At 68.9% G+C, this 26899-nt stretch carries 20 protein-coding genes; 12 read left to right on the top strand and 8 right to left on the bottom strand.

Translation table 11 applies throughout. From position 1 onward, the window contains the following. Positions 1 to 17: 17 nt before the first annotated feature. The gene (locus QFZ53_RS00575; RefSeq protein WP_307292432.1) at positions 18 to 743 is read left to right on the top strand and encodes an aspartate/glutamate racemase family protein; all 726 of its coding nucleotides are present in this window, start codon (positions 18 to 20) and stop codon (positions 741 to 743) included. A 60-nt stretch (positions 744 to 803) separates the two neighbouring features. Then, entirely contained in the window at positions 804 to 2204 is a 1401-nt protein-coding gene (allB, locus tag QFZ53_RS00570; RefSeq protein ID WP_307292430.1) for an allantoinase AllB, read from the top strand. Positions 2205 to 2241: 37 nt separating this feature from the next. On the opposite strand, the gene QFZ53_RS00565 is transcribed toward allB, so the two are convergent. From QFZ53_RS00565 to QFZ53_RS00555, 3 genes are read right to left on the bottom strand one after another with little or no spacing between them, the layout of a single operon-like run. Beyond that, entirely contained in the window at positions 2242 to 3519 is a 1278-nt protein-coding gene (locus QFZ53_RS00565) for a tetratricopeptide repeat protein (RefSeq protein ID WP_307292428.1), read from the bottom strand. After that, the gene (locus QFZ53_RS00560; protein WP_307292426.1) at positions 3516 to 4790 is read right to left on the bottom strand and encodes a tetratricopeptide repeat protein; all 1275 of its coding nucleotides are present in this window, start codon (positions 4788 to 4790) and stop codon (positions 3516 to 3518) included. The genes QFZ53_RS00565 and QFZ53_RS00560 overlap by 4 nt, the downstream gene beginning before the upstream one ends. Continuing rightward, positions 4787 to 6031, bottom strand: a complete 1245-nt coding sequence (locus tag QFZ53_RS00555) for an ATP-binding protein (RefSeq protein ID WP_307292424.1) — start codon at positions 6029 to 6031, stop codon at positions 4787 to 4789. Before QFZ53_RS00555 ends, QFZ53_RS00560 begins: the two co-directional genes overlap by 4 nt. A gap of 153 nt (positions 6032 to 6184) precedes the next feature. Between QFZ53_RS00555 and QFZ53_RS00550 the strand changes: the two genes are divergently transcribed. Together QFZ53_RS00550 and QFZ53_RS00545 are read left to right on the top strand one after the other, a co-directional pair. Next, positions 6185 to 8389, top strand: a complete 2205-nt coding sequence (locus tag QFZ53_RS00550) for an ATP-dependent Clp protease ATP-binding subunit (RefSeq protein WP_307292422.1) — start codon at positions 6185 to 6187, stop codon at positions 8387 to 8389. 230 nt (positions 8390 to 8619) lie between these two features. Further along, entirely contained in the window at positions 8620 to 10086 is a 1467-nt protein-coding gene (locus tag QFZ53_RS00545) for a DUF222 domain-containing protein (RefSeq protein ID WP_307292421.1), read from the top strand. Positions 10087 to 10098: 12 nt separating this feature from the next. Here QFZ53_RS00545 and QFZ53_RS00540 read toward each other — a convergent pair whose 3' ends face one another. Next, complete coding sequence (locus QFZ53_RS00540) at positions 10099 to 11463, bottom strand: glucose-6-phosphate dehydrogenase (protein ID WP_307292420.1); 1365 nt, start codon at positions 11461 to 11463, stop codon at positions 10099 to 10101. A gap of 263 nt (positions 11464 to 11726) precedes the next feature. Here QFZ53_RS00540 and QFZ53_RS00535 point away from each other — a divergent pair, with 263 nt between their 5' ends. The 3 genes from QFZ53_RS00535 (at position 11727) to QFZ53_RS00525 (ending at position 16499) form a co-directional block, all read left to right on the top strand. Further along, positions 11727 to 13094, top strand: a complete 1368-nt coding sequence (locus QFZ53_RS00535) for an 8-oxoguanine deaminase (protein WP_307292418.1) — start codon at positions 11727 to 11729, stop codon at positions 13092 to 13094. 65 nt (positions 13095 to 13159) lie between these two features. Next, on the top strand, positions 13160 to 14617 hold the full coding sequence (locus tag QFZ53_RS00530) for a nucleobase:cation symporter-2 family protein (protein ID WP_307292417.1): 1458 nt from the start codon (positions 13160 to 13162) through the stop codon (positions 14615 to 14617). An 85-nt stretch (positions 14618 to 14702) separates the two neighbouring features. Then, on the top strand, positions 14703 to 16499 hold the full coding sequence (locus tag QFZ53_RS00525) for a glycoside hydrolase family 15 protein (protein ID WP_307292416.1): 1797 nt from the start codon (positions 14703 to 14705) through the stop codon (positions 16497 to 16499). Between the two features lie 149 nt (positions 16500 to 16648). Here the strand turns inward: QFZ53_RS00525 and QFZ53_RS00520 are convergent, their stop codons facing one another. From QFZ53_RS00520 to QFZ53_RS00510, 3 genes are all read right to left on the bottom strand, one after another. Next, the gene (locus tag QFZ53_RS00520; protein WP_307292414.1) at positions 16649 to 17236 is read right to left on the bottom strand and encodes a nitroreductase family protein; all 588 of its coding nucleotides are present in this window, start codon (positions 17234 to 17236) and stop codon (positions 16649 to 16651) included. Between the two features lie 176 nt (positions 17237 to 17412). Beyond that, positions 17413 to 20349: a glycoside hydrolase family 32 protein gene (locus QFZ53_RS00515; RefSeq protein WP_307292412.1), complete on the bottom strand. Its 2937-nt coding sequence runs from the start codon at positions 20347 to 20349 to the stop codon at positions 17413 to 17415. Between the two features lie 107 nt (positions 20350 to 20456). Beyond that, on the bottom strand, positions 20457 to 21500 hold the full coding sequence (locus QFZ53_RS00510) for a LacI family DNA-binding transcriptional regulator (protein WP_307292409.1): 1044 nt from the start codon (positions 21498 to 21500) through the stop codon (positions 20457 to 20459). Between the two features lie 119 nt (positions 21501 to 21619). Here QFZ53_RS00510 and QFZ53_RS00505 point away from each other — a divergent pair, with 119 nt between their 5' ends. From QFZ53_RS00505 to QFZ53_RS00485, 5 genes are all read left to right on the top strand, one after another. Beyond that, positions 21620 to 22732, top strand: coding sequence for a substrate-binding domain-containing protein (locus QFZ53_RS00505; RefSeq protein ID WP_292905003.1), 1113 nt, complete (start codon positions 21620 to 21622; stop codon positions 22730 to 22732). A 74-nt stretch (positions 22733 to 22806) separates the two neighbouring features. Further along, the gene (locus QFZ53_RS00500) at positions 22807 to 23838 is read left to right on the top strand and encodes an ABC transporter permease (protein ID WP_292905005.1); all 1032 of its coding nucleotides are present in this window, start codon (positions 22807 to 22809) and stop codon (positions 23836 to 23838) included. Beyond that, positions 23835 to 24635, top strand: a complete 801-nt coding sequence (locus tag QFZ53_RS00495; RefSeq protein WP_292905007.1) for an ATP-binding cassette domain-containing protein — start codon at positions 23835 to 23837, stop codon at positions 24633 to 24635. The genes QFZ53_RS00500 and QFZ53_RS00495 overlap by 4 nt, the downstream gene beginning before the upstream one ends. Beyond that, complete coding sequence (locus QFZ53_RS00490) at positions 24632 to 24937, top strand: putative quinol monooxygenase (RefSeq protein WP_292905009.1); 306 nt, start codon at positions 24632 to 24634, stop codon at positions 24935 to 24937. The genes QFZ53_RS00495 and QFZ53_RS00490 overlap by 4 nt, the downstream gene beginning before the upstream one ends. Beyond that, on the top strand, positions 24934 to 25920 hold the full coding sequence (locus QFZ53_RS00485; RefSeq protein WP_307292403.1) for a carbohydrate kinase family protein: 987 nt from the start codon (positions 24934 to 24936) through the stop codon (positions 25918 to 25920). Before QFZ53_RS00490 ends, QFZ53_RS00485 begins: the two co-directional genes overlap by 4 nt. Here QFZ53_RS00485 and QFZ53_RS00480 read toward each other — a convergent pair. Beyond that, positions 25865 to 26773, bottom strand: coding sequence for a LysR family transcriptional regulator (locus QFZ53_RS00480; protein WP_307292402.1), 909 nt, complete (start codon positions 26771 to 26773; stop codon positions 25865 to 25867). The two genes, QFZ53_RS00485 and QFZ53_RS00480, sit on opposite strands and share 56 nt — an antisense overlap. Positions 26774 to 26899: the final 126 nt, after the last annotated feature.

Genomic DNA, 26899 nt, shown 5'->3' with positions numbered 1-26899 from the left:
CCCGGAAGGCATCGATCATGCGCATCCTCGTCGCGAACGTGAACACCACCCAGACGATGACCGATGGCATCGCCGAGGCCGCTCGAGCTGTGGCCGCGCCCGGCACCGAGATCATCGGGCTCACCCCCGACTTCGGCGCCGAGTCCTGCGAGGGCAACTTCGAGAGCTATCTCGCGGCGATCGCCGTGATGGACAAGGTGGTCAAGTACGAGGGCCAATACGACGCGGTCATCCAGGCCGGGTACGGGGAGCACGGGCGTGAGGGCCTGCAGGAGCTGCTCACGGTGCCCGTCGTGGACATCACGGATGCCGCGGCATCCACCGCGATGTACCTCGGACGCTCCTACTCCGTCGTCACGACCCTCGATCGCGCAGTGCCCCTGATCGAGGACCGGCTGATCCTCGCCGGCCTCCACGATCGGTGCGCATCCGTGCGCTCCTCAGGTCTCGGTGTGCTGGAGCTCGAGTCCGATCCCGAACGGGCGATCCAGGCGATCGCGGCCGAGGCTCAGCGCGCGGTCGAGATCGATCGCGCCGAGGTCATCGTCCTCGGCTGCGGAGGCATGGCCGAGCTGAAACAGCGCGTCGTCGAGCTGTGCGGCGTTCCCGTCGTCGACGGGGTGCAGGCCGCGGTCGCGGTCGCCGAGGGACTCGTGCGGCTGGGGCTGACCACCTCGAAGGTGCGCACCTACGCACAGCCTCGCCCGAAGCGGATCACCGGCTTCGGAACCCGCACGCGCTGAACACGCGCAGAATCTATTCAGGACACACAGCCGGCTGCGCCGGCGGAAGGGAACGGCGACATGTCGCAGGAGTTCGAACAGCAGGATGCCGGACAGGCCTCGCTCGACCCGACGGGGGAGCACTACGACCTCGTGATCCGCGGGGAGCGCGTGCTCACCTCTGCCGGCATCCGGCCTCGCGAGGTCGGCGTCCGCGGTGGCGTCATCGTCGCGATGCAGCCGCTCGGCAACAACCTGAACGGCGGAGAGGTCATCGAACTCGCCGCCGATGAGACCTTGATCCCCGGCCTCGTCGACACGCACGTGCACGTCAACGAGCCCGGTCGCACCGAGTGGGAGGGCTTCGCCTCCGCCACCCGCGCCGCCGCGGCCGGCGGAGTCACGACCATCGTCGACATGCCGCTGAACAGCATCCCGCCCACCGTCAGCGTCGAGGCGCTGAACGTCAAGCGCGAGGCCGCCAAGGGGCAGACGCATGTCGACGTCGGCTTCTGGGGCGGGGCGGTGCCGGGAAACACGGCCGACCTGAGACCCCTGCACGACGCCGGTGTCTTCGGCTTCAAGTGCTTCCTGCTGCACTCGGGCGTCGACGAGTTCCCGCCGCTCGACGCGGACGAGCTCGAGAAGGACATGCGCGAGCTCTCGAACTTCGACTCGGTCATGATCGTGCACGCCGAAGACTCCCGGGCGATCGACCGCGCTCCGCAGCCCGAAGGCGACGACTACAGCAAGTTCCTCGCCTCGCGTCCGAGGGGAGCTGAGAACCTGGCGATCGCCGAGGTCATCGAGCGTGCTCGCTGGACGGGCGCCCGCGCGCACATCCTCCACCTGTCGTCATCCGACGCCCTGGCCATGCTCCGCACCGCCAAGCACGACGGGCTGAAGATCACGGTCGAGACGTGCCCGCACTACCTGACGCTCACGGCCGAGGAGATCCCGCACGGGGCCACCCAGTTCAAGTGCTGCCCGCCGATCCGCGAGGCCGGAAACCGCGAGCTGTTGTGGCAGGGACTCGAAGACGGCACGATCGACTTCATCGTCTCGGACCACTCGCCGTCGACGCTCGACCTCAAGGACCTCGAGAACGGCGACTTCGCCGTGGCCTGGGGTGGTGTCGCCTCGCTGCAGCTCGGTCTGTCGCTGATCTGGACCGAGGCGCGTCAGCGCGGACTGTCTCTCGAGACGGTCGTGTCGTGGATGAGCGAGCGCCCCGCGCAGTTCGCCGGCCTCACCGGAAAGGGGCGCATCGCGCCCGGCTACGATGCCGACTTCTCGGTGTTCGCGGCCGACGACGCCTACGTGGTCGACGTGGAGAAGCTTCACCACAAGAACCACCTGACGCCCTATCACGGCAAGGCGCTGGCCGGCGTCGTGCGCACGACGTACCTGCACGGCGAAGTCATCGACTTCGAGACCCCGCGCGGACGCCTGCTGCGCCGGGGCATGACCGACTCGGAGTGACCCGTGGAATGACCGTCAGCGGGGTGCTCGGCAGCGCTCAGCCGGCTGTGCGTCGACTGCGACCCGGGCGGGGATCGCGACCGCCGAAAGCGGCGACGCGATCCCAGATCCATTCCGCCGGACTCGGCGCGACCTCGACGTCGGGCACCCCGGGCGAACGACGATACAGCTTTCCTCCGAGCCCCTCGAGGAGGTAGTCGCCGGCATCGTCCGTGAAGATCACCCAGAAATAGTCGGGCTTGTCGTCCCAGTCGCCCCAGGCGGCGGGGTCCTGCTCGACCCCGTCATTCATCTCGGCCACCTCGGCGCCGGTCATCAGCCGGAAGCGCTCCCCGGGGCCCCAGAGATCGCCGGTTCCGGCCTCCTGGCCGTCATGCCAGGCGAAGATCGTGTCCTGGCCGCCCGATGCGACGGCGGCAGCCTGGTCGAGCGGCGGGCGCAGAGTCGCCGCCAGAGTCTCGGGCATCACCTCGTCGAGCGCGACGAGCGCATCCGCGAGATCGGCGCCGAAGGCCTTCGCCACGAAGCGTCGCCAGACGTATTCCCCCATCTGCATCTCGCGCATCGTGTCCATCGTCGCGGCGCCGGTGCGGATCGGCTCGAGGAAGCCTCTCGTGACCTTGACGCCGTTCTGCGCGAGTTCGAAGGTCGGGTCCTCGCGCAGCGCTCGCTGGAACAGATCGAGCGCCTCGTCTGGCCGATAGGTGTTCAGGTATGCGTAGCCGAGCGTCACCGCGAGCAGGTACTCCGTCGGATCTGCGGCGTACGCCTCCTCCGCGGCGGGCAGGAGGCGCTCGGGGTCAGCCGCCGTGGCGAAGAGTCGTGTGGCGCGCTGTCCCAGCGCGATGGCATGCTCCTGCGCGCCCTGCGCCGCGGCGATCCCCACCGCCTCGTCGATGCGGCGCCAGCCTTCCTCGGCGCGGCCGGTGTACGCCAGGGCGCTGCCGAGCTCCATGTGCTCGATCCAATCGGCATCCGGCTGCTCGCGCAGCACGATCTCGCAGAGCCGGAGAGCCTCGGCGAAGTCGCCGTCGGACATCTCGAGGTCGCGGAGCTTCTTCACCGCGTTCAGATACTGGCGGTCCCGCCGCCCGATGAGGTCTCGAAGCAGGCGTCTCGCCTCGTCGATCTCGCCGCACGCCTCGCGGTGCAGAGCGATGAGCACGATCATGCCGGTGAACGAGGGCTCGCGGGCGAGCACGCTGTGCGCGAGCTCGGGGATGCGCGGATGGGTCGGCTGCGCATCCCAGAGCTCCCACGCGAGGTCACGGTCGTGCTCGATGGCCGATCGTTCGTCGTTCGTCGTCGTGTTCATCCTCTCGGCGCCCTTCCTGGTCGCGGCTCCTCGCCGCCGAAGTCGACGACGCGATCCCAGACCCAGTCGGCGAGGCTGGGGGCGACCTCGACATCCGAGCCGCCGACCGTCCGGCGGTACAGGCGCGAGGCGTACCCCTCGAAGAAGTACGAGCCCGCGTCGTCGGTCGCGATCGGGACGAAGGCGTCGTCCTCGGACCACGCCGGCCAGGCGCCTGGGTCCTGAGCGGCGGCCGCCATCGCGTCGACCTCGGCGCCCGAGAGCAGCCGAACCGGTTCGCCGAGCCCCCAGGCGTCGCCGGTGCCGGGGTCTTGACCGTCATGCCAGCCGAGGAGGGAGCGGTTTCCCTCCGTGGCCTCGAGCTTCTTCCTGCGCAGGGGGCCGCGCAGTGCCCGTACGAGCGCGCGCGGCAGCACGCGGCTCAGCGCGGCCAGCGCGTGCTCGATGTCGAGATCGAAGATCTGCTCGTGCATGATCCGCCAGGCCATCTCTCCCATGCCCGCCTCGCGGAGCTGGTCCATCGTCGCGTCGCCGCGCTCGATCGGTTCGAGGAAACCGCGCGCCATGATCATGCCGCCCTGCGCGACGGTGTCGGTCGGGTCCTCGCGGAGCACGCGCTGGAACAGGTCGCGCGCGTCCGCCGCGCGGTAGTCGTACAGATAGGCGTACGCCAGGGCGATCGAGAGCAGCCTCTCCCACGGGCTCGCAGCGATCGCCGCCTCGGCGGCCGGGAGGAAGCGCTCGGGCGGCGCCCCGGTCGAGAGGAACAGCAGCGCCCGCTTGGCGAGGACCTTCGGAATGAGGGTGGGATCGACTCGACCCGTCCACACCACCGCCTCGTCCATGAGGTCCCAGCCGGCGGTGCGGCTGCCGGTGAACACGGTCGCGGCGCCGAGCATCATCAGGTCGAGCCACTCGACCTCTTCCCCGCCCTGCATCGCGTGCTCGGCGAGCCGGAGGGCCTCGTCGAATCTCCGGTTCTCGTACTCGAGGTCGCGGAGGATGCGGACCGCAGTGAGGCGGTAGCCGTCCTGAACGCCGATGAGCTGACGCAGCTCTCGACGCGCGTCATCGAGCTCGCCTCGTGCCTGGTGATGAAGGGCGAGGATGAGGTAGGTGCCGGTGAAGCGGGGTTCGCGTGCGAGGACGCTGTGGGCCAGGGTGGCGATCCTGCGGTTGGTCGGCTGCGCGCCGAGCAGCTCGAGGGCGAGGTCGCGGTCTCGGACGATGGCGACCTGCTCGAGGTTGTCGCGGTCGTCGTGGTGTGTCACCGCATGCCCTGCTTGACCCGGTAGGCGCGCAGCTGGTCGAAGGTGCCGTCGTCGACGCCGTATTCGAGCACGGGGGCCACCTGGTCGAACCAGCTCGTGGTGGAGGGAGTGATGCTCGCCGCGGACTCGAGCAGGCCCTCGGTGGTGACGGGGACGATCGCTCCCGCCGCCATCGACGCGGTGAGCGAGCGCTGCAGCGCGTGCTTCGCGACCTGGGCGATGTCGGCTCCCGAGAACCCCTCGGTCGCAGCGGCGACGGCGATGACATCGACGTCGTCCTGCGGCTTGCCGTCGAGGTCGCCCTGCAGGATCGCGGCGCGGGCGACCGCATCCGGCGGCAGCACGAGCACGGTCTTGTCGATGCGACCGGGGCGACGCAGGGCGGGGTCGATGTCCCACGGCCGGTTCGTCGCGGCGAGGAAGTAGACCCCGTCGTTCTCACTCGTCACGCCGTCGAGCTCTTCGAGCAGCTGGGTCACGATCATCCGCATCGACTGCGATCCGCCGCCGCCCGATGCCCGGCGTCCTCCGAGAGCGTCGAACTCGTCGAAGAAGATCACGCATGGCGCGGCTGCTCTGGCATCGCGGAACACGCTCTGGATCGCCCTCTCGCTCTCGCCGATCCAGGCGCTGAGCAGGTCAGCGAGGGTGACGTGGATGAAGGAGGCGCCGAGGTCGCCGGCGATCGCCTTAGCGATGAACGTCTTCCCGCAGCCGGGCGGACCGTACATCAGGAGCGACCCGCCCGGCTTCTGCCCGAACGCCGCCGCGAGCGCAGGGTTGCGCAGCGGGGCGAGGAACGTCGAGTCGAGGTGCTGCTTGACCTCGGCGAGACCGGCCACGTCGGCGAGGGTCACCTGCGGGCGCTCCGCATCCCACAAGCCGGGCTGCTCGATCCGATCCCCGGTCGCAGCGTCGTCGTCCGCCGCGACCGGGGCTCGCGATGGCGCCTCCGGCTCGGGGACCCGCGCCGAGTCCGGTTCCGCGGCCGCACGCGGCGTGTCTGATGGCGCGGTGTTCGCCTTTCCGCTGCGCAGCCGTGCGGCCATCACGCGCGCCCGGAGCACGCGGGCGCGGGCGGGGTCGCCGCCGTGCGCCTCGAAGGCGTCGATCTCGGTCGCCGCCTGATCCGCATCTCGTTCCAGCAGCAGGGTTATGAAGTCCTCCCGCAGCGCGATGTTCTGCGGATCCTGCGCGACCTCGGCAGCGATCACCGCGAGAAACTCGTCGTCGTGCGCCATAGTGCCCCCTCAGCTGTCGTCAACGACCACCTCGATTCTTGCAGACGCGCCGAATCCTGACGCATGAACGCTCAGCGGTTGATCTGCGGAGCAGCAGGCGGTAAAGTTGAGTCATAGTCACTCAACTTTGAAAGGGAGCATCGGGAGAACCGAATGGCCACGCCTCAGACCGAAGAACAGCAATCCGCACTCGAGCAGTTCGGCATAAACCTCACCGATCGCGCCCGGCAGGGCAAGCTCGACCCCGTGATCGGCCGAGACAGCGAGATCCGCCGCGTCAGCCAGGTGCTGACCCGGCGCACCAAGAACAACCCGGTGCTCATCGGCGAGCCGGGCGTCGGCAAGACCGCCGTGGTCGAGGGCCTCGCGCAGCGCATCGTCGCGGGCGACGTCGCCGAGTCGCTCAAGGACAAGGAGCTGGTCTCGCTCGACATCTCCGCTCTCGTGGCGGGTGCGATGTACCGCGGTCAGTTCGAGGAGCGTCTGAAGAGCGTCCTGAAGGAGATCACCGAGTCCGACGGGCGGATCATCACCTTCATCGACGAGCTGCACGTCCTGATGGGCGCCGGCGGCGGGGAGGGCTCGGTCGCGGCATCCAACATGCTCAAACCGATGCTGGCCCGCGGAGAGCTGCGCATGATCGGCGCGACCACCCTCAACGAGTACCGGGAGTTCATCGAGAAGGATGCGGCGCTCGAGCGCCGATTCCAGCAGGTGTACGTCGGCGAGCCGTCGGTCGAAGACACGATCGCGATCCTGCGCGGACTCAAGGGCCGCTACGAGGCGCATCACGGGGTGACGATCTCCGACAGCGCACTGGTCGCGGCCGCCGCTCTGTCGAACCGCTACCTGCCCGCGCGGCAGCTGCCCGACAAGGCGATCGACCTGATCGACGAGTCGATGTCTCGGCTCAAGATGGAGATCGACTCCTCGCCGGTGGAGATCGACCAGCTCAAGCGCCAGGTCGACCGGATGAAGCTCGAGGAGCTCGCTCTCAAGCGCGAGAAGGACGCCGCGTCCAAGGAGCGCCTCGGCGTTCTGCGAGAGCAGCTGGTCGGCATGGAGAAGCAGCTGGCAGAGCTCGAGGCCCGCTGGGCTCGCGAGCGTCAGGGGCTCAACCGGGTCGGCGAGCTGAAGAAGCAGCTCGACGACGCGATCACGCAGCGCGACCTCGCGATGCGCAACGCCGACTACACGAAGGCGTCGAAGCTCGAATACGAGACCATCAAGCGCCTCGAGCGCGACATCGCCGAGGCCGAGCAGGCCGAGGCGACCGCATCGACCGAGCCCCGCATGGTCAACGAGCAGGTCACCGACGAGGACATCGCCGCCGTGATCGCGGCGTGGACCGGCATCCCCGTCGGCCGCCTCCTGCAGGGCGAGAGCGAGAAGCTGCTGCACCTCGAGTCCGAGCTGGGCAAGCGACTGATCGGACAGAAGGAAGCCGTGAAGGCGGTGTCGGATGCGGTGCGCCGCTCGCGCGCCGGCATCAGCGATCCCGGTCGTCCGACCGGTTCGTTCCTGTTCCTCGGTCCGACCGGGGTGGGAAAGACCGAGCTGGCCAAGGCGCTCGCCGAGTTCCTGTTCGACGACGAGCACGCGATGGTCCGCATCGACATGTCGGAGTACGGCGAGAAGCACTCGGTCTCGCGCCTGGTCGGAGCGCCCCCTGGATACATCGGCTACGAGCAGGGCGGCCAGCTCACCGAAGCCGTCCGTCGTCGCCCGTACAGCGTGATCCTGCTCGACGAGGTCGAGAAGGCGCACCCCGAGGTGTTCGACGTGCTGCTGCAGGTGCTCGACGACGGCCGTCTCACAGACGGCCAGGGCCGGACGGTCGACTTCACGAACGTCATCCTGATCCTCACCTCGAACCTCGGCTCGCCGATCCTGATCGATCCGACGCTGTCGGTGGACGACAAGCGCGAGCAGGTCATGGTGCTCGTGCGCCAGGTCTTCCGCCCCGAGTTCCTGAACCGTCTCGACGACATCGTGATGTTCTCCTCGCTCAGCGAAGACGACCTCGCGCAGATCGTCGAGCTCACGATCGACGCGCTGCAGAAGCGGCTGCATGACCGCAGGCTCTCGCTCGCCGTCACGCCCGACGCGCGGTCGTGGCTCGCCGAGCGCGGCTACGACCCCTTGTTCGGTGCTCGCCCGCTGCGCCGGCTCATCCAGAGCGAGGTGCAGAACAAGCTGGCGACCGCGCTGCTGTCGGGCGGCGTGCACGACGGCGACACGGTGCGAGTCGACATCGCGGCAGATGGCGCGGGGCTCGTCCTCACCGCCGAGAAGGCCGAACAGGTGCCGGGTTCGACCGATGACGACGTGATCGAGGCCGAGCTGCTCGACGAGTGAGCCGCGTCGAGAGGGGCGGATGCTGCGGCATCCGCCCCTCCTCCCGTCTCAGGCGAGAGTCGCCCGAGGTGGCCCTTCGTGCCGCTTCGCGACGGTTGAAGCGGCACGAACTGCCACCTCGAGGCGCGAAGAGCGTCGCTAGGAGGGGTGGCGGTAAAGTCTCAAGAAATATCATCTGACCGGGCTGTTTCCAGGGTCGGAATGTCGGTGGCCCCCTGTTGAATAGAGGCATGACCAGCACCGCCGACGCTCTCGCCCAGGTCGCCTCCGACCTGCGTACGGTGCTGGCCGGCGACGTCCTCGCCGGGCTGAGCGACGCCGAACGCGCCGAGGTTCTCCGGGTCTTCGGGGAGGTCGCTCGGCTGGTCGATGCAGGCGTCGTCGAGACGGTCGCCACCGCCGCGGCGGACTTCGGGCACCAGTTCGGATGCCGCGGCACGAACGAGTTCCTCCAGCGGGCGCTGCTGACCGACGCCGCGACCGCGTCGAAGATCATCCGGGTCTCGAACGCGATGCATCGAGAGATCAGCATCGTGTCGGGCGAGCGGCTGCCCGCCGCGTGGCCGCAGCTGCGCGAGGCTCTGCTCGACGGAGTGATCGGGGTCGCAGGTCTGCTCGCGGCCACCGCCCCCATCGACCGGGCGCACACTCGCATCGGTGTCGAGGAGCGGCTGCTCGTCGACGAGCACCTCGCCCGCTACGCCAGGGGCTGCCCGGCCTCCGAAGAGGGGTCTCCGGGCGACGACCGCTCCTGCGACGGCGACGCCGCCGATGCCTCCGAGACGCGACAAGGGCCGCCTGCCACGCCGGAAGACCTGCGGCACGCCGCCGAGTACCTCACGGCGGTGCTCGACCCCGACGGGGCAGAGCCGTCCGATCACGCGGCGCAGGCACGTCGGAGGCTGAGCGTCGGGCGTCTGCGCAACGGTGTGCACCCTGTGCGCGGCGACTTCACGCCCGAACTCGTGGCGCAGCTGCAGCTCATCTTCGACGCGTTCAACAACCCGAAGGTGGGCGGCGCCCCGGCGTCCGCGGTCGCCTTCGACGGCGGCGAGGATGTAGAAGGCGATCCTTTCAACGACGACGCGCAGCATCGGATCGACACCCGCACGTCCGGCCAGAAGCGTCATGACGCGCTCGCCGCGGCGCTCGGCATCGCCGCGCGGCACGATGACATGCCGCGCCTTGGCGGCGCAGCACCCACGCTGGTCGTGCACGTCGATGCCGCCGACCTGGCACAGGGAACGGGGTGGGCACGTCTTCCCGGGGCGGAGGCCGCCGTGCCGCTGTCGGTCGCGCGGCATACGGCATGCACCGGGGCGATCCAACGGGTGCTCTTCGACGAGGGCCGCATCATCGGGATCACGGTCACCGACCGCGTATTCACGGTGCACCAGCGGCGGGCGATCGTCGCCCGCGACCGAGAGTGCCTGATTCCGGGGTGCCACGTCTCGGCTTCGTGGTGCGAGATCCATCACGTGACCGAGCACTCCAGAGGCGGCCCTACGCACACCGACAACGGGGTGCCCCTGTGCTGGTGGCATCACCGCTCTCTCGACACCTCCGGCTGGGAGATACGCATGTTCGGGGGCGTTCCGCAGATCCGGGGTCCTGCCTGGTGGGATCCCGACCGCCGGTGGCGAACCCCGCGCATCACTCTCGAATCGCTCGGACTGGCGGCGGCCCGCACCGGGTGAAACGGTTTCCCCTCAGCTCGTCGCCCAGTCCTCGGGCCCCGTGGACCCGGCGGGATAGTCCTCGACGGGCGCGGCGCCCGACGCCCAGGCGTCTCGGACCGGCTGGATGATGCGCCAGCACTCCTCGGCCTCGTCTGCGCGCACCGACAGGGCGACCTCGCCGTCGAGGAGCTCGTCGATGACCTCCTCGTACGACCGGCGCTGCCCCTCGCCGAGATCGGCGCACAGCTCCTCGTCGCGCAGCGCGAAGGGGTCGTCGCCGCCGGTCACGTGCAGCTTCAGCCGCATCTCGTCGGGCCCCAGCGAGAAGGTCAGCCGGCCGCCGTCGACGGGCGAGCCCGCGAGTCCCTTCGGCACGTGCCGCACCGGCCGGAACGTCACGACGACCTCCGACTTCTTCGCCGCCAGAGCCTTGCCCGAACGCAGCACGAAGGGCACGCCGGCCCAGCGGTCGTTCGCGACCTCGAACACGACCTCGGCCAGGGTCTCGGTGTCGCGAGCGGCATCCACGCCGTCCTCGTCCGCGTACGAGGGCAGGTCTCGATCGTCGATCCGCCCGGCCGTGTATCTGGCCCGGCGGGACGACTGCGCCGGGTCGTCGCCGAGCACGTGCGTCGCCCGGAGTATCGAGGCCTTCGCATCGCGCAGGTCGCGCTCGTCGATGCTCGCCGGCGGGTCCATCGCGACGAGGGCGAGCACCTGCAGCAGATGGCTCTGGATCATGTCGATCATCGCGCCCGCCTTGTCGTAGTAGCGGGCTCTGCCTTCCAGGGCGATGCTCTCGTCGAATCGGATGAGCACCGACTCGATGTGCTCCGCCGACCAGACCGGTTCCCAGATGCGGTTGGCCAGCCGCACGCCCATGAGGTTGAGCAGCATCGAGCGGCCGAGGAAGTGGTCGACACGGAAGATCTGACGTTCGGGCACGAGAGCGGTGAGCATCTCGTTGAGCTCGCGGGCCGTCTTCTCGTCGTCGCCGAAGGGCTTCTCCATCGCGAGCACCGTGCCCTCGGGGAGCGTCATGCCCTGCATGGCCGCGATCGCCGCGCGCGTCACCGCCGGCGGAAGCGCGAAGTACAGCACGGTGCCCGGTTCGAGGGTGTCGACGAGGGCGGCGACCGCGTCCCGGTCGGTCACGTCGGCGGAGGTGTAGTCGCCGATCGTCACGCGGTCGATCGTGCCAGGGAAGTCCGAGAAGGCGACGCCCACGAGCTTCTTCCAGGCCTCGTGATCCTGCTCTTCCGTGCCCGAGCCGCGCAGGACCACACGACGCTGCGGTTGCCGCGCGAGCAGAGCGGCGAGCGAGGGGAGCAGCAGCCGGGACGTCAGGTCGCCAGAGGCGCCGAGGATGAACAGGGTCGTGGGAGTGGTCGCCATGGCCGTGACGTTATCCCGATCCGCAGCCGAAGGCCACCCTCTGGCGATGCGTGTACTGGTGTGGCAACCGTGCAGCATCCGTCGATCTATTCCGCTTTATGGAATGCCGAGTCCGAGATATGAGAAAAGCCTTGACTGTCTCGACGCGCGGCTGGTAGACCTGAACTGTTCCGATGACGGGGCACCTGGATCAGCAGACAGGGAAACTGAGCTGGCCCCTCGTGGGGCCGTTCCCCGGCTCCACCGTCACAGATGGAGTCGCCATGTCCCAGCCCGCCGCCCGCACCTGGATCAAGAATCCGCTCGGCATCTTCACGGGGACCGATGCGGATGCCGCGGGCGGGATCGTCCTCGAGGGCGCCGTCGTGAGCGAACTCGTGCCCGCCGGTGGCGCGCCTACAGCCCCGGTCGACTCGGTCTTCGACGCCGCCCGCCACGTCGTGATCCCCGGGCTCATCAACACGCACCACCACTTCTATCAGACGCTCACGCGCGCCTGGCGGCCCGTTGTGAGCGCCGAGCTCTTCCCCTGGCTGAAAGGCCTCTACGGGGTCTGGGCGGGCATCACGCCGCGCGACCTCGAGCTCGCCACGACCGTGGCGCTCGCCGAGTTGCTGCTCTCAGGCTGCACGACGGCCGCCGATCACCACTACCTGTTCCCGAATGGGCTCGAAGAAGGCATCGACGTGCAGGTCGACGTCGTGAGGAAGCTCGGAATGCGAGCGACGCTGACTCGCGGGTCGATGTCGCTGGGTGAGGATGACGGTGGGCTGCCGCCGCAGCGGACTGTGCAGGATGCCGACACGATCCTCGCCGACAGCGAGCGGCTGATCGGCGCCTATCACGAGCGCGGCGACGGCGCCTTCGTGCAGATCGGTCTCGCACCGTGCTCGCCGTTCTCCGTGACCACCGGCGTCATGCGCGACACCGCGGCCCTCGCCGACCGACTCGACGTCCGCCTGCACACGCATCTGGCCGAGACGCTCGATGAGGAGGACTTCTGCCGCGAGATGTTCGGCCTGCGCACCGTCGACTACCTCGAGAGAGTCGGCTGGTTGTCGGATCGCACGTGGCTGGCGCACGGCATCCACTTCGACGACGCCGAGATAGCCCGACTGGGGGCGGCAGGCACCGCGGTGTCGCACTGCGCGACCTCGAACATGCGTCTCGCCTCGGGCATCGCCCGTGCGCTCGAACTCGAAGAGGCCGGCGCTCCCGTGGGGCTCGGCGTCGACGGTTCGGCCTCGAACGACGGCTCGAACATGATCCAGGAGGTGCGCCAGGCGCTGTACCTGCAGCGCCTGCGCTACGGCGCCGCCGCGATCACGCCGGAACGCGCGCTCGGCTGGGCGACCTCAGGTTCCGCCCGTGCCCTCGGTCGCGGTGACATCGGCGTGCTCGCTCCCGGCGCGCAGGCCGACCTCGCGATGTTCACTCTCGACGAGCTGCGGTTCTCCGGCAGCCACGATCCGGTGGCCGCCCTGCTGCTGTGCGGCGCGGATCGTGCCGACCGGGTGATGGTCGCCGGACGCTGGCGCGTGATCGACGGCAGGATAGACGGCCTCGACGTTCCGCGGCTCATCGCCCACCACAGCGAGGCGGCGCGCGGTCTCCTCGCCCGTCACTCCTGAACCCGAACGCCCACCCGAACGACTCGAACCACCCGCATCCACGGAAACACGACGAAGAGGTCGATATGAGCAAGAAGAACGCGGTCGCCACGCGGCCGGAAGACGAACGGCTGTCTATCGGAGCCACCTTCGGGTACGGCCTCCAGCACGTGCTGACGATGTACGGCGGCATCATCGCCCCGCCGCTCATCATCGGCCAGATGGCCGGCCTGAGCTCGGCCGAGATCGGCGTGCTGATCGCATCCTGCCTGTTCATGGGCGGTCTCGCGACGATCCTGCAGACCGTCGGCATCCCGTTCTTCGGCTCGCAGCTGCCACTCGTGCAGGGCGTCTCGTTCGCCGGTGTGGCTACCATGGGCGCGATCGTCACGAACGGCGGAGGACTGCCGGCGGTGTTCGGCGCGGTGATCGTGGCATCCGTCATAGGCCTGCTCATCGCTCCGGTGTTCGCGATGGTCATCCGGTTCTTCCCGCCGGTCGTCACCGGCGTCGTGATCACCACGATCGGACTCACGCTGCTTCCTGTCGCAGCCCGCTGGGCCATGGGCGGCAACGACCGCGCCGACGACTTCGGCGCCCCGCAGAACCTGCTGCTCGCGTTCGTGACCCTGGCCATAGTGCTGGTGCTCAGCAAGGTCCCCGTCGGCGCCGTCTCGCGACTGTCGATCCTGCTTGCCATCGTGCTCGGCACGATCTTCGCGGCGATCATCGGCCGGGTCGACTTCAGTGCCGTCGGTGAGGGAGAGATCTTCGCGTTCCCGACGCCGTTCGCGTTCGGACTGCCGACCTTCGAGATCGCCGGCATCATCTCGATGTTCATCGTCATCCTCGTGACGCTGACCGAGACCACGGCCGACATCCTCGCCGTCGGCGAGATCGTGGGCACCAAGGTCGATTCCAAGCGCATCGCCGCGGGGCTCCGCGCCGACATGCTCTCGAGCGCCGTCTCACCGGTCTTCGGCACCTTCACCCAGTCGGCGTTCGCGCAGAACGTCGGTCTGGTCGCGATCACGGGCGTGAAGAGCCGGTTCGTGGTCACCGCCGGTGGTGTCGTGCTCGTCGTGCTCGGCCTGCTGCCGGTACTCGGACGCGTCGTGGGCGCGATCCCGGCGCCCGTGCTGGGAGGCGCCGGAATCGTCCTGTTCGGAAGCGTCGCGGCCAGCGGCATCCGCACCCTGGCGAAAGTCGACTACCGCGGCAACATGAACCTCATCATCGTCGCGGCCTCCCTCGGCATCGGCATGCTGCCGATCGCGGCCCCCGCGATCTACGACCAGATGCCCGACTGGTTCAACACGATCTTCCACTCCGGCATCAGCTCGGCTGCGGTCGCCGCGATCCTGCTCAACCTGCTGTTCAACCATCTGGGCAGCGTGAACCGCAAGAACGCATTCGTGTCGGCGCCGACCCGCAGCATCCCGATCGCGATCCTCGACGCCCTCCAAGACGGCGACTCCGTCGTCGACGGCAAGGTGGTCGACAAGGAGGGCAACGAGGTCGTCGTCGACAGACCGGCGCACTGAGCCGGCGTGGCCACGGGCCGAGAACTCTGCAGGCTCGGCGGAGCGGCCGCTTGAGTCGGATGCGGGGAGGTGCAACACTCCGGTCATGGCTGCCCGCATCGAGGACTACGCGCTTCTGAGCAACTGCCGCACGGCCGCGCTCGTGTCGAAGGCGGGCAGCATCGACTGGCTGTGTCTGCCTCGCCTCGACTCCCCGTCGGTGTTCGGCGCCCTGCTGGGCGACGAGGCGCACGGCCGCTGGGAACTGCATCCGGCCGACCCCGATGCCGAGTGCTCGCGGCGGTACGACGGCGACACCTTCGTGCTCATCACCCGCTGGACGCTCGGCGACGCGGTCGCCGAGGTGCACGACTTCATGCCGATCGGGCTCGATCCCGACATCGCCATCCGCCGCACGGATCTCGTCCGCAGGATCGTCGGCGTGCAGGGTGAGATCGACTTCGTGCAGCAGATCAGCATCCGCTTCGACTACTCGCGGGGAATGCCGTGGGTGCGGCAGACGGGCACCGCCGACGAGCCCTGTCTGGTGGCGATGGGCGGCCCGGATGCCGTGGCCATCCGCGGTGGGCGGCTGACGGCCGTCGACCACCAGCACCGGGGCGAGTTGACGGTGGTCGCGGGCGAGGAGCACGATCTGCAGCTGACGTGGTTCCCCTCGCATCGCGACGTACCCCCGGTTCTCGACGTCGACGACGAGGTCGAGCGAACGAAGGACTGGTGGCAGAGCTGGGCCGACCGCATCTCGCACGACGGACCTCGGCGCGGCGACGTCGTGCGCTCCCTGCTGCTGCTGCGCGCCCTGACCAACCACGAGACCGGCGGTATCGCTGCGGCCGCGACCATGGCGCTGCCGGAGGAGATCGGCGGAGAGCGCAACTGGGACTACCGCTACGTCTGGCTGCGCGACGCGGCCCTCACGCTGGAGGCGCTGCTGGATCACGGCTTCCTCACCGTCGCCGACCGCTGGCGCGAGTGGCTGCTGCGCGCGGTCGCGGGCGATCCGGCCGATCTGCAGATCATGTACGGCCTCGCGGGGGAACGCGACCTGCTGGAGCGCGTGCTGCCGGAGTTCCCGGGCTATCAGGGCTCGTCGCCGGTGCGTCTGGGCAACGGCGCGGCCGCCCAGTATCAGGCGGACGTCGTGGGCGAGGTGCTCGTGACGCTCTCGGCCGCGCGTTCGGCGGGTCTCGACGAGTCGGAGTTCTCCTGGCCGCTCGAGCGGCAGCTGGTGCGGTTCGCCTCTGAGCAGCTCGAGCGGCCCGACCAGGGGTTGTGGGAGATCAGGGGCGATGCGCACCACTTCACCCATTCCCGGGTCATGATGTGGGCCGCGTTCGACCGCGCGGTGCGTGCAGTCGAGGACTTCGGGCTGGAAGGTCCTGTCGAGCGCTGGCGAGGACTGCGCGAGCGCATGCGTGCCGAGATCGACGGTCAGGGTGTGGTCGACGGGCACTTCGTGCAGTACTACGGCACGACGGAGGTCGACGCATCGCTGCTGCTGCTTCCGCAGGTCGGATACTGCCGCCCGGATGATCCGCGGATGCTGGCGACGGTCGAGCGCATCGAACAGACCCTCATGCCCGACGGGCTCGTCCGCCGCTACCGCACCGGCACGGGAGTCGACGGTCTCGCCGGGTCAGAAGGTGCTTTCCTCGCGTGCTCGTTCTGGCTGGTCGAGCAGTACGCGGTCACCGGTCGCCACGAAGAGGCCCACGTACTCATGGACCGTCTGTGCGGGCTGACGAACGATGTCGGGATGCTGTCGGAGGAGTACGACACGGTCGCCGGCCGTCAGCTCGGGAACACCCCGCAGGCGTTCTCGCACCTGGCTCTCGTGCGCGCCGCCGATGCTCTGGCGCGGAACGCGCACCGGCCGCGGTGACGTGGGGCGCGGCGGTCGCCACGTCGCGGCGGCGGCGGCGCGTCGTACGCAACAGCGCCCCCGCTCAGCTGCGAGGCTCCTGCTGAGTGACGTGACTCCGCAGGGGCGCTGCAGCCGAGCGGGGGCGCCGGCGTGCGATGGGTCGGCGCTCAGGCGCTGAGGATGACCGTCTCGGCGATCGGGCGGCGCACGCGCGGGGCCGTCTCGGCCTGCTGCAGGCCCTCGGGAAGGCCGGTCGCGTCGCCGAGCTCGCCCACGGCGATGACGGTGGTGGGGCTGAATCGCGGAGCGAGATCGGCGAACTCGCGCACGACCTCGGGGTCGAAGCCGCTCATCTGGTGCACGAGGAGACCCTCGTGGTGCGCCTGGACCGAGAAGTGCGCGACGGCCTGGCCGAGGTCGTAGACGGCGTGGCTGATCGGCTTGCCGTCCTCCGACTCGGTCTCGGCGATCGAGACGATCAGCACGGAGGCGTTCGCGGCCCAGAGCTGGTTGAACTCGACGAGCGAGTCGACGATCTGGTCGAAGAGAGCAGTGCCGCGGTGGGCGACGATGAAGCGCCACGGCTGCAGGTTGTACGCCGAGGGCGACCAGCGCGCGGCCTCGAGCGCGGCGTTCAGCTTGGCGTCGTCGATCTTGTTCGCGGCGTCGTACGCGCGCGGGCTCCAGCGGGCGGCGAGCACGTCGAGGACGGGGTGCTCGGTGGGGGCGGTGCGGTCGAGAACGGGAGTGCTCATGAGGATGCCTTTCGGAAGGAGCGGATCGGACTCCTTCGTCCGGGTACACAGTGCCGGAACACATGTATTTGCATGCATATTCCCTGGATGACGAAAAGTTCCCTGGATGACGAAAAAATGCGAGGTGGATGCCGTGACGACTCGCCGCGGCATCCACCTCTCGGATCAGGTCCCGGTCACTTGACCTTGATCTTTGTGCTCGAGGTCGCCGTGATTCCGTGCGAATTCTCCAGCTCGCCCGTGTAGACGTAGGTCCCCGGCGCACGGCCGGTGAGAGGCACGTCCACGGAACGCTGCCCCGCGGGCGCGTCGACAGGCGTGGTGGAGATCAGGGTTCCGTTCTCGTACAGCCGGAACACCGTCGCCTCCTCGCCCTTCTTCTGGGTCATGCTGACCGTGAATCCCTGCGAGGTCTTCGAATCCGAGAGCTTCCCCTTCGCCGGGGGAGCGGTCGCCCTGTCGTCCGTGCTCTGCCACATCGTCGCCGTGATCGGCGTCACCGAGATGCTGCGGATCCGCGCTGCGCCGCCCTCGGACCACGCCGATATGGCATCGGCCCCGGCATTCGGGAACACCTGGTCCGTCAGCGACACGCGGCCATCGGCCGTGAACAGCTCGACGGATGCCCGATCGATGTAGAGCTCGAGGGTCACCGAGCCGTCGGCTGCGAGCGTCGCACCGGGCAGCGGAGCGTCGTCGACCGATGCGAACGACGGGTTGAAGCCGACGGCTCCCGAGTCGGTGCGATCGATGAAGACCCGCTGCTCTTCCGCGTCGTAGCCGATGCGGGTTCCGCTCGTCTCATCGCCGAAGACGGTGATCCCCGCCTTCTGCGCGGACCCTGGCTCCAGCACGACCTCGATCTTCGCGACCTCCGCAGAGAAGCCGAGCGGCGTCGGGCCCTCCACGTCGACACCCGTGCGGGTCTGCACCCTGCTGAGATCGAGCTGGCCGTCGAGCTGCGAGACGACGCGCTGCGCCAGCCGCGGACCTTCGGGCGTGCTCACGAGGCGCACCTCGCGGGGGAGCGCCATCGAACTGCGCCAGGTCGATGTCGGGATGTCCCCCGCATAGTCCCAGTCGTTCATCCACGCCTGCATGACACGTGTCCCGGGGTCAGGAGTGCCCGAGTACGACACGCCCGCGTAGTAGTCGCGACCCCAGTCGAGCCAGTCGTATCCCTCTGCGGGGACCGGCACGCCGGCGGAGGAGAAGGTCACCTGGTCGAAGAGCAGATGACCCCAGCCGCTGCTGTTGTTATCGATCGCGACGATCCGCGCCTGCTCGCCACGCAGCTCGGCCACGTTCCACGACCTCCACGTCAGGGCCTCGCTGTTCGAGCCGGTGGCGGTGCGCACGATCCGGCCGTCGACGACGAGGTTCACGGAGGTCTCGTCGGAGCGGACCTGGGCCGGTTCGTCTCCGATCACGACGTTGTCGAAGGTCAGATGGCCCCATCCGCCGTCGGTGTCGTCGTGGATCCGGATCTCGGCCTGTTCGCCGCGAAGGTCCGCGACGTTCCAGGAGGCCCAGTTGAGGCTCCCGGAGTTCGCGCCGGTCTGGGTGCGGACGACCTCGCCGTCCACGAGCAGTTCCGCCTGCAGCGACCCGTCGGTGCGCCGCCCGCCGCCGATGAGGAACGACATGTGGTCGCCGTCGATGGTGAACGCCGGCGAGGTCATGTCGCCGCGGTTCGCATCGCCGTTGGGCCCTGCCTCGAAGGTGTTGATGCGCCGGGTGCCGAGATAGCCCTCGCCACCCTGGGTGGACGGGCTGCGATCGGGGTCGGTCGCGAAGTCGTTCGTCAGCTCCCACCCCGACTCGGCGAGGTTCTGCCCGTCCGGCAGCTCGAAGTCGTACAGCGCCGTGGATCCGGCGGGAGGCAGATTGGAGAGCTGGGAGCCCTCGACGTGCGGATGATCGCCGCCGCCGACCAGCAGGTCGATGTAGTCGTCCTCGATCGTGAACGCCGGCGACTCGAGAGTCCCCGTCGGGGCATCGCCGCCGAGGAATCCGTTCACCAGCCCGTCGCCGATCCAGCCTGAGACCGCCTGCTGTCCGGGGATCGTGCCGGCGGCCGGCGCTGCACCCCAGGGACCGGCGATCTCGCTGGACGGATCGTTGCGCACGGTCCATCCGTCGTAGTCGCCGCCATCGAATCCGGCGAACACGCGGCCTTCCGGCGCCGTCGGCGCGGAGTCCGTCGTCTCGGAGGTGAACGTCGTGCCGTCGAAATCGCCGACGAAGTACTGTCCGGTGCTGCCGCCGTTCGGCCCGCCCGGATTGAGGTTCACGACCATGACCCATTTCGTGTTCCCCGGATCTCCGTCGACCGGAAGCGGGAAGAGGTCGGGGCATTCCCAGATGCCGCCGGTGGCGTTCGCCGGCCCGAAGTCCGACAGGTGCTCCCAGTTCTTCAGATCAGTGCTCTTGGAGATCACGACCTTGTGCTCGAGAGCTTCCACGGCGACCATCACCCAGTACCTGCCGGCGGGACCGTCGTACTCGAAGACCTTCGGATCGCGGAAGTTCGCCGAGCCGCGGTCGAGAACCGGGTTGCCCTCGTACTTGGTCCAGGTCTGACCGTCGTCGAGGCTGTAGGCGAGCGACTGAGCCTGCAGTCCGGCGTGCTGCGGATGCTGCGCGGTGTACGCCGAGGTGTAGATCGCCACCATGGGGCTGGATCCTGCGGGGCCGAATCCGGCGGAATTGTCGTGGTCGACGACGATCGAACCCGAGAAGATGTCCTCGATCGGGCGGCCGGCCTCATCGAACGTCTGCGGGATCGCGAGAGGCTGCTGCGTCCAATGCAGCAGGTCGGTCGACGTGGCATGTCCCCAGCTCATGTTGCCCCAGGTGGTCCCCTGCGGGTTGTGCTGGAAGAACAGGTGATAGACGCCGTCGGCGTAGACGAGCCCGTTCGGGTCGTTCATCCAGTTCTGCTCGGGGGTGAAGTGGACCAGTGGCCGGTACTGCTCGTCGCCGGGCGCCACGTCGGCGGCGACGGCCGGCAGGCCGACGCATCCGATCATCAGCACCGCTCCCAGCGCGACGGCCACAGTGGTGCGGGCTCTCGGGCGATTGCCGCGAGGACGATTCAGAGGGGGGATCATTCGCGCTCCTTCGTGCGTGACACTCAGAACTGACATCGATGTCAATCTCTGTCGCGAGAACTTACGGCCTGTCCAGTGGACAACGCAAGGCCGAGTTCGGAGGCGAGTCAGGCGGGAGGAGCGATCTCGCCGGAGCCGCGGGCGATCAGGCGCGTGGGCACGACTTCGCGGACCGGATCGCCGTCGGCGCCTTCGAGCAGGGCGAAGAGCCGTTCGGCGGCGCGGCGGCCGATCTCCTGCGGGTCCTGGGCCACGACCGTCACGCCGGGGTCGAGCAGATCCGCCAGGGGCAGATCGTCGAAGCCCACGAGGGCGACGGTGTGCGAGCGCCCGGCATCGCGCAGTGCATGGAGCGCCCCGATCGTGATGAGGTTCTGCGCGCTGAACACCGCGGTCGGAGGTTCGGGGGCGCGGAGCATCCGTTCCAGTGCGGCGCGCGCGGATTCGACGTCATGCAGGTCGGTCGCCATGAGCGCGTCCGAGCGTGAGATGCCGGCCGAAGAGAGTGCGTCGAGGTATCCCTGCTGACGCTGACTCGCGGTCGTCAGATCGAGCCGGTCGGCGAGAAGCGCGATTCGTCGATGCCCGCGTGCGATGAGATGTGCGACTCCGGCCGACGCGCCGGCGTGGTTGTCGCTGGCCACCGTGTCGACGCCGTCGATGAGGGGCTCGCGGTCCACGAACACGGCGGGGATGCGGCGTTCCTGCAGCTGGCCGAGATAGTCGGGCCGGCGGGATGCCGTGGTGAGGATGAGACCGTCGACCCTGCGCTGCAAGAAGGCGCGGACCGCGCTGCCCTCGCGGGCGGGATCGTCGTCGAGACTCGACGCGAAGACGGCCATGCCGCGTTCAGCGGCCAGATCCTCGACCACGCGGTGGATCGCGCCGGCGAACGGGTTGTCGACGCTTCCCACGAGCAGGCCCAATGTGCGGGTGCGGCCGTCCGATCGGCGCAGACTTCCCGCCTGCAGATCCGGTTGGTAGTCGAGTGCGCGAATCGCGTCCCACACGCGCGCGGCCGTGGCTTCGGAGACGTTGGGCTCGTCGTTGATGACGCGCGACACCGTCTTCGTGCCGACCCCGGCGAGGGCGGCGACCTGCTTCATGGTGGCCCTCGGGCGGGATCCGGTGGAATGGCGGGGCTCTGACATCGGTGTCACGGGATTGTCTCGATTCTGGCGACTGCACTTGACTCTACTGGGCGATGCGGGTACAACTGTCCCTGACATCGTTGTCAACGAGGCGACGAACCGCCCGAGAGGACCATTCAATGACGAAGCACTTCACCCGTCGCAGCCGCCGTGTGCTCGCCGCTGCGATCGGAGCATCCGCAGCACTCGCCGTCTCCCTGACCGGATGCGCCGGTTCCGGTCCGGCGGCCGGAGGCGGCTCCGATGACGAAATCGGCGTCTCGCTGATCGTCAAGACCAACTCCAACCCGTTCTTCATCGCCATGCAGGACGGCGCCAAGGCCGCCGCCGAGAAGGACGGCGTGAAGCTGACCCTCGCCGCGGGCAAGGAGGACGGCGACGAAGACACCCAGATCCAGGCGATCGAGGCGGCCATCTCCAAGGGTGACAAGGGAATCCTCATCACGCCCAACGGCCCCGCTGTGCTGGACGCGATCGACAAGGCTCGTCAGGCGGGCATCTTCGTGATCGCCCTCGACACGGTTCCCGACCCCGCCGACGCCGTCGACATCACGTTCGCCACCGACAACTTCCTCGCGGGCGAGTACGTCGGCCAGTGGACCGCCGGCGCGCTCGACGGCAAGGACGCCGTCATCGGCCTGATCGACCTCTTCGACGACAAGGCCGTCAGCGTCGACTACAGCCGCGACCAGGGCTTCCTCTCCGGGCTGGGGGTCGACCTCGGCGACGAGCAGGTGAACGGCGACGAGGAGACGACCGGCAGCTACACCGGTGGCAAGGGCGGCTCGTACGAGATCGTGGGCAACGAGGCGTCCCAGGGCGCCGAAGACGGCGGCCGCACGGCGATGGAGAACCTCCTCGCCAAGAACCCCGACATCAACGTCGTCTACACGATCAACGAGCCGGCGGCCTACGGCGCGTACCAGGCGCTCGAGGCTGCAGGCAAGAGCAAGGACGACGTGCTGATCGTGTCGATCGACGGCGGCTGCGCAGGCGTCGGCCAGGTGAAGGACGGCATCATCGACGCCACCAGCCAGCAGTACCCGGTGAAGATGGCCGAGCTCGGAGTGAAGTCGATCGTCGACCTCGTGAAGGACGGCACGAAGCCCGCGAACTCCGAGGGGCTCGACTTCTTCAACACGGGTGTCGCTCTCGTCACCGACACGCCCGTGGACGGCGTCGAGTCGATCGACACCGCCGCTGCTCTCGACATCTGCTGGGGCGGCAAGTAACACCTTCTCGGATGCCGCGACCGTCGACTCGTCCGGTCGCGGCATCCGTCCAACCCACGATCGGAAGTGACCCCGTGACTCAGCAAGCAGCCACCTCGACCCTGGATCTCGCCGCAGAGTTCCTCGACCGGCGGACACCGGTCGACCGCATCCGCGGCCTGCTCCACCGCTATCCCGCCATCAGCCCCGCAGTCGTGCTGGTGATCGCCGTCATCGTCTTCGGCATCATCAACCCGCGCTTCTTCGCCGCGGCGAACCTCTCGCTGGTGCTCGACCAGGTCGCCGTCGTCGGCACCGTCGCGATCGCGCAGACCCTCATCATCCTCACCGCAGGCATCGACCTCTCGGTCGGTGCGCTCATGATCGGCACCTCGATGGTGATGGCGCAGACCGCCGCGAACAACGGGCTGCCTGCTCCGATCGCCCTGCTGGCCGGCCTGATCGCCGCACTCGCCGCAGGCGCCCTGAACGGACTGCTCGTGACGAGGGTGAAGCTGCCTCCGTTCATCGCCACGCTCGGCACGTTCAACGTCTTCATCGCGCTGACGCTGCTGTACAGCGGCGGGCAGACGATCCGCAAGGCGGACATGCCCGAGCTCCTCACCTGGACCTCGACCGCCATCCCGCTCGGAGATGTGCGGCTCACCGTGGGCGTCGTCATCATGCTCGCGCTGTACCTCGTTGTCGCGTACGTGCTCGGGCGCACCGCCTGGGGCCGGCACGTCTACGCCGTCGGCGACGATGCGGAGGCGGCCCGCCTCGCCGGCATCTCGACCAAGAAGGTGCTGATGAGCGTCTACGTGGCCGCGGGAGCGGTGCTCGCCGTCGCCGCGTGGATCCAGATCGGGCGCTCCGGGGCGGCGAGCCCCAACGCGGGCGCCGACCTCAACCTCGACTCGATCACCGCCGTGGTCATCGGCGGAACGTCGCTGTTCGGCGGACGCGGCATCATCTGGGGAACCCTGCTCGGCGCGATCATCGTCGGCGTGTTCCGCAACGGTCTGTTCCTCGCCGGCGTCGACGGTCTGTACCAGACCCTCGCCATCGGCATCCTCGTCATCGTCGCGGTCGCCATCGACCAGTGGATCAGGAAGGTACGCAAGTGAGCGCCACCGAAACCCAGCCCTTCGAAGCACCGACTCCGGAAGGCCTTCCCGTGCTCGAGGCGAAGCGCCTCGTCAAGACCTTCGGTCGTGTGGTCGGTCTCGACGGCGTCAGCCTCAAGGTCTTCCCCGGAGAGGTGCTGGCCATCATCGGCGACAACGGCGCCGGGAAGTCGACCCTGATCAAATGCCTCACCGGGGCGTACATCCCGGATGAAGGCCAGCTGCTTCTCGACGGTCAGCCGGTGCAGTTCCGCGGACCGCAGGACGCGCGCAACGCCGGGATCGAGACCGTGTATCAGAACCTCGCGGTCTCACCCGCGCTCGATGTGGCCTCGAACCTCTACCTCGGCCGGGAACGGCGCAAACCGGGCATCATGGGTTCGCTGTTCCGCGCGCTGGACACGAAGGGGATGCGGGCAGATGCCCGCGCCGAGGTTCAGCGATTGGGCATCTCCACTCTTCAGGACGTCACGGTGCCGGTCGAGAACCTGTCGGGTGGTCAGCGCCAGGCCGTCGCGGTCGCACGCGCCGCGGCGTTCGGGTCGAAGGTCGTCATCCTCGACGAGCCGACTGCCGCTCTCGGAGTGCGCGAGTCGAACCAGGTGCTCGAACTGATCCAGCGGCTCCGACAGAACCGGGTTCCCGTGATCGTCATCTCGCACAACATGCCGCACGTCTTCCAGGTCGCGGATCGCATCCACATCCAGCGTCTGGGCAAGAAGGCGGCCACCATCACACCTGAATCGCACTCGATGACGGATGCCGTCGCGATCATGACGGGAGCGGCGACCGCATGAGCGAACAGGTCGCGCTGTACGCCGAGTTCACGGCGGTACCGGGAGCTGCGGACACGGTCGAGGGGCTGATCGGCGAGTACGCCGAGGTCGTTCGCACGGAGCCGGGGAACCAGGTATTCGAGGTGTTTCGGCGGCACGAGGACGACCACCGGTTCGTCGTCTTCGAGGTCTACCGTGATCGTGCGGCCTTCGACGAGCATCTCGGCGGTGAGGCCGGCGGTGCGTTCAACGCACGTCTCGAACCGCTGATCGTCGAGCCGCACAGTGTTCTCAGCTTCCTCACGCCGGTGCGGCGCGCGTGAGCCGCGACGTCCTGGTGATCGGTGAGGCCCTCGTCGACATCGTTCATCGTGAGGCCGGCCGCATCGAGGAGACTCCCGGGGGCAGTCCCGCGAACGTCGCTCTCGCACTCGCCCGCCTCGGCGACGAACCGCTGCTGCTGACTCAGCTCGGAGAAGATCCGCGCGGGAGGGCCGTGCGGGCCTGGCTCGCGGCGTCAGGCGTCGACGTGCTCGTGGCCGGGGCGGAGCGCACCTCGACCGCGTTGGCGCAGCTCGGCCCCGACGGATCGGCCCGGTACGAGTTCGATCTGAGCTGGACTCTCGACGGCGTCGATCCGGAGTCCGTCGTCGGCGAGCACCCGGGTATCGTGCACGTGGGCTCCGTCGCCGCTCTGCTGCATCCGGGAGCCGACGTCGTGCGCTCGCTGCTCGAGGCTCTGCGGCCCGATGCGCTGATCAGCTACGACCCCAACATCCGCCCGGCGCTGGTTCCCGACCGCGCGCAGGCTCTGCGAGACGTCGAGGCTCTCGTCGCCGCGTCCGACGTCGTCAAGGCGAGCGACGAGGACCTCGGCTGGTTGTACCCCGGAGAGGATCCGCTCGAGGTCGCGCAGCGTCTGCAGCGCTCGGGCCCCGCCATCGTGGTGGTGACGCGTGGCGGTGACGGCGCGGATGCAGTCACCGCCGCCGGTGTGGTCCGCGTCGGCGGCCACCGAGTCGACGTCGTCGACACGGTCGGCGCGGGTGACACGTTCATGGCTGCGCTGATCCATTCTCTGCGGGATGCGGGGCTCTCCGGGGCGGCCTCTCGTGAGGCGCTGCGCGGCGTCGACGAGGAGCTCGTGCGTGCGATGCTCGCGTTCGGTGCAGCGGCGGCCGCGGTGACGGTCTCGCGCCCTGGCGCGGATCCTCCTCGCCTCGACGAGGTGGCCGGATCCTCCGAGGGCGTCAGTCCGGCAGGATCACGGATGCCGCCTCTACCAGTGCACGACGCACGGCCCTGATCGAGGGGGCTGCTGCCGACACGCGTCGCGCCGACGAGAAGATCTCGCGCCGAGGGGCCCCCGGCAGGGGAGCGAGGTCGACCGTCGGGGCGTCGCCGGCCCAGACGAGCTCGGGCAGCAGCCCGACCGCGAGCCCCGCCCTGATCAGGCGGACGTGCGTGGTGAGGTCGGCGACCTCGAAATGCACGTCGGGCTCGAAGCCCGCCGTCCGGCACAGCTGCTCGGCCCACGCGCGGGACGCGGTGCCCGCCGGCTCGAGCACCCAGGGATCGTCCCGGGTCGCCCAGAGGGCCGCGGCGGCATCTGCAATCGGCCGGGCGCCCGGCTGTCGGGCCAGGGCGATCGTGTCGTGCGTGAGCACGACGCGGTCGAGGTCGGCGTTGATCGGACGGGTGCGCCCCGGGTACTGCTCGGCGAGCATGAGATCGAAGTCGCGGCTCGCGACCCCCACGAGGCTCGTCTCGGGGTCGCTCTCGGTGACATCGACGCGGAGCGCCGGATGCTGCGCCTGCAGGGCGAGCAGTGCGGGAGGGAGCAGTGCGTGCGCGGCGGTCTGGAACACGGCGATGCGCACGGTGCCGGTGACCTCGGTGAGCGATTCGGCGACGGCGACCTGCGCGTGCTCGAGCTGGTCGAGGATGCCGACGGCCTCCGCCACGAGCACGTTCCCCTGCGGGGTGAACTGCACTCCTCGGCCCACGCGGCGCAGCAGCGGCGCACCCACCTCGCGCTCGAGCGCGCTCAGCTGCTGAGACACCGTGGCCTTGCTGTAGGAGAGCGCGTCGGCGACGGCCGAGAGAGTGCCGCGGCGGCTCAGCTCGACGAGCATCCGCAGTCGATTGACGTCGAGCATCCGTCCCTTTCGATTGTTCACTGAAACCGAACAGAAATCACGCAGATCGGTTGATAGACGTAGCCTACTCGCGGGTCGCACAATGATCGGGAGACGCACGCGACCCGGGTGTGCGCCCCGTCTGTG

It is taken from the genome of Microbacterium natoriense, from assembly GCF_030816295.1.
Classification (GTDB): domain Bacteria; phylum Actinomycetota; class Actinomycetes; order Actinomycetales; family Microbacteriaceae; genus Microbacterium; species Microbacterium natoriense_A.
This window is presented reverse-complemented; position numbering and strand designations above follow the sequence as displayed.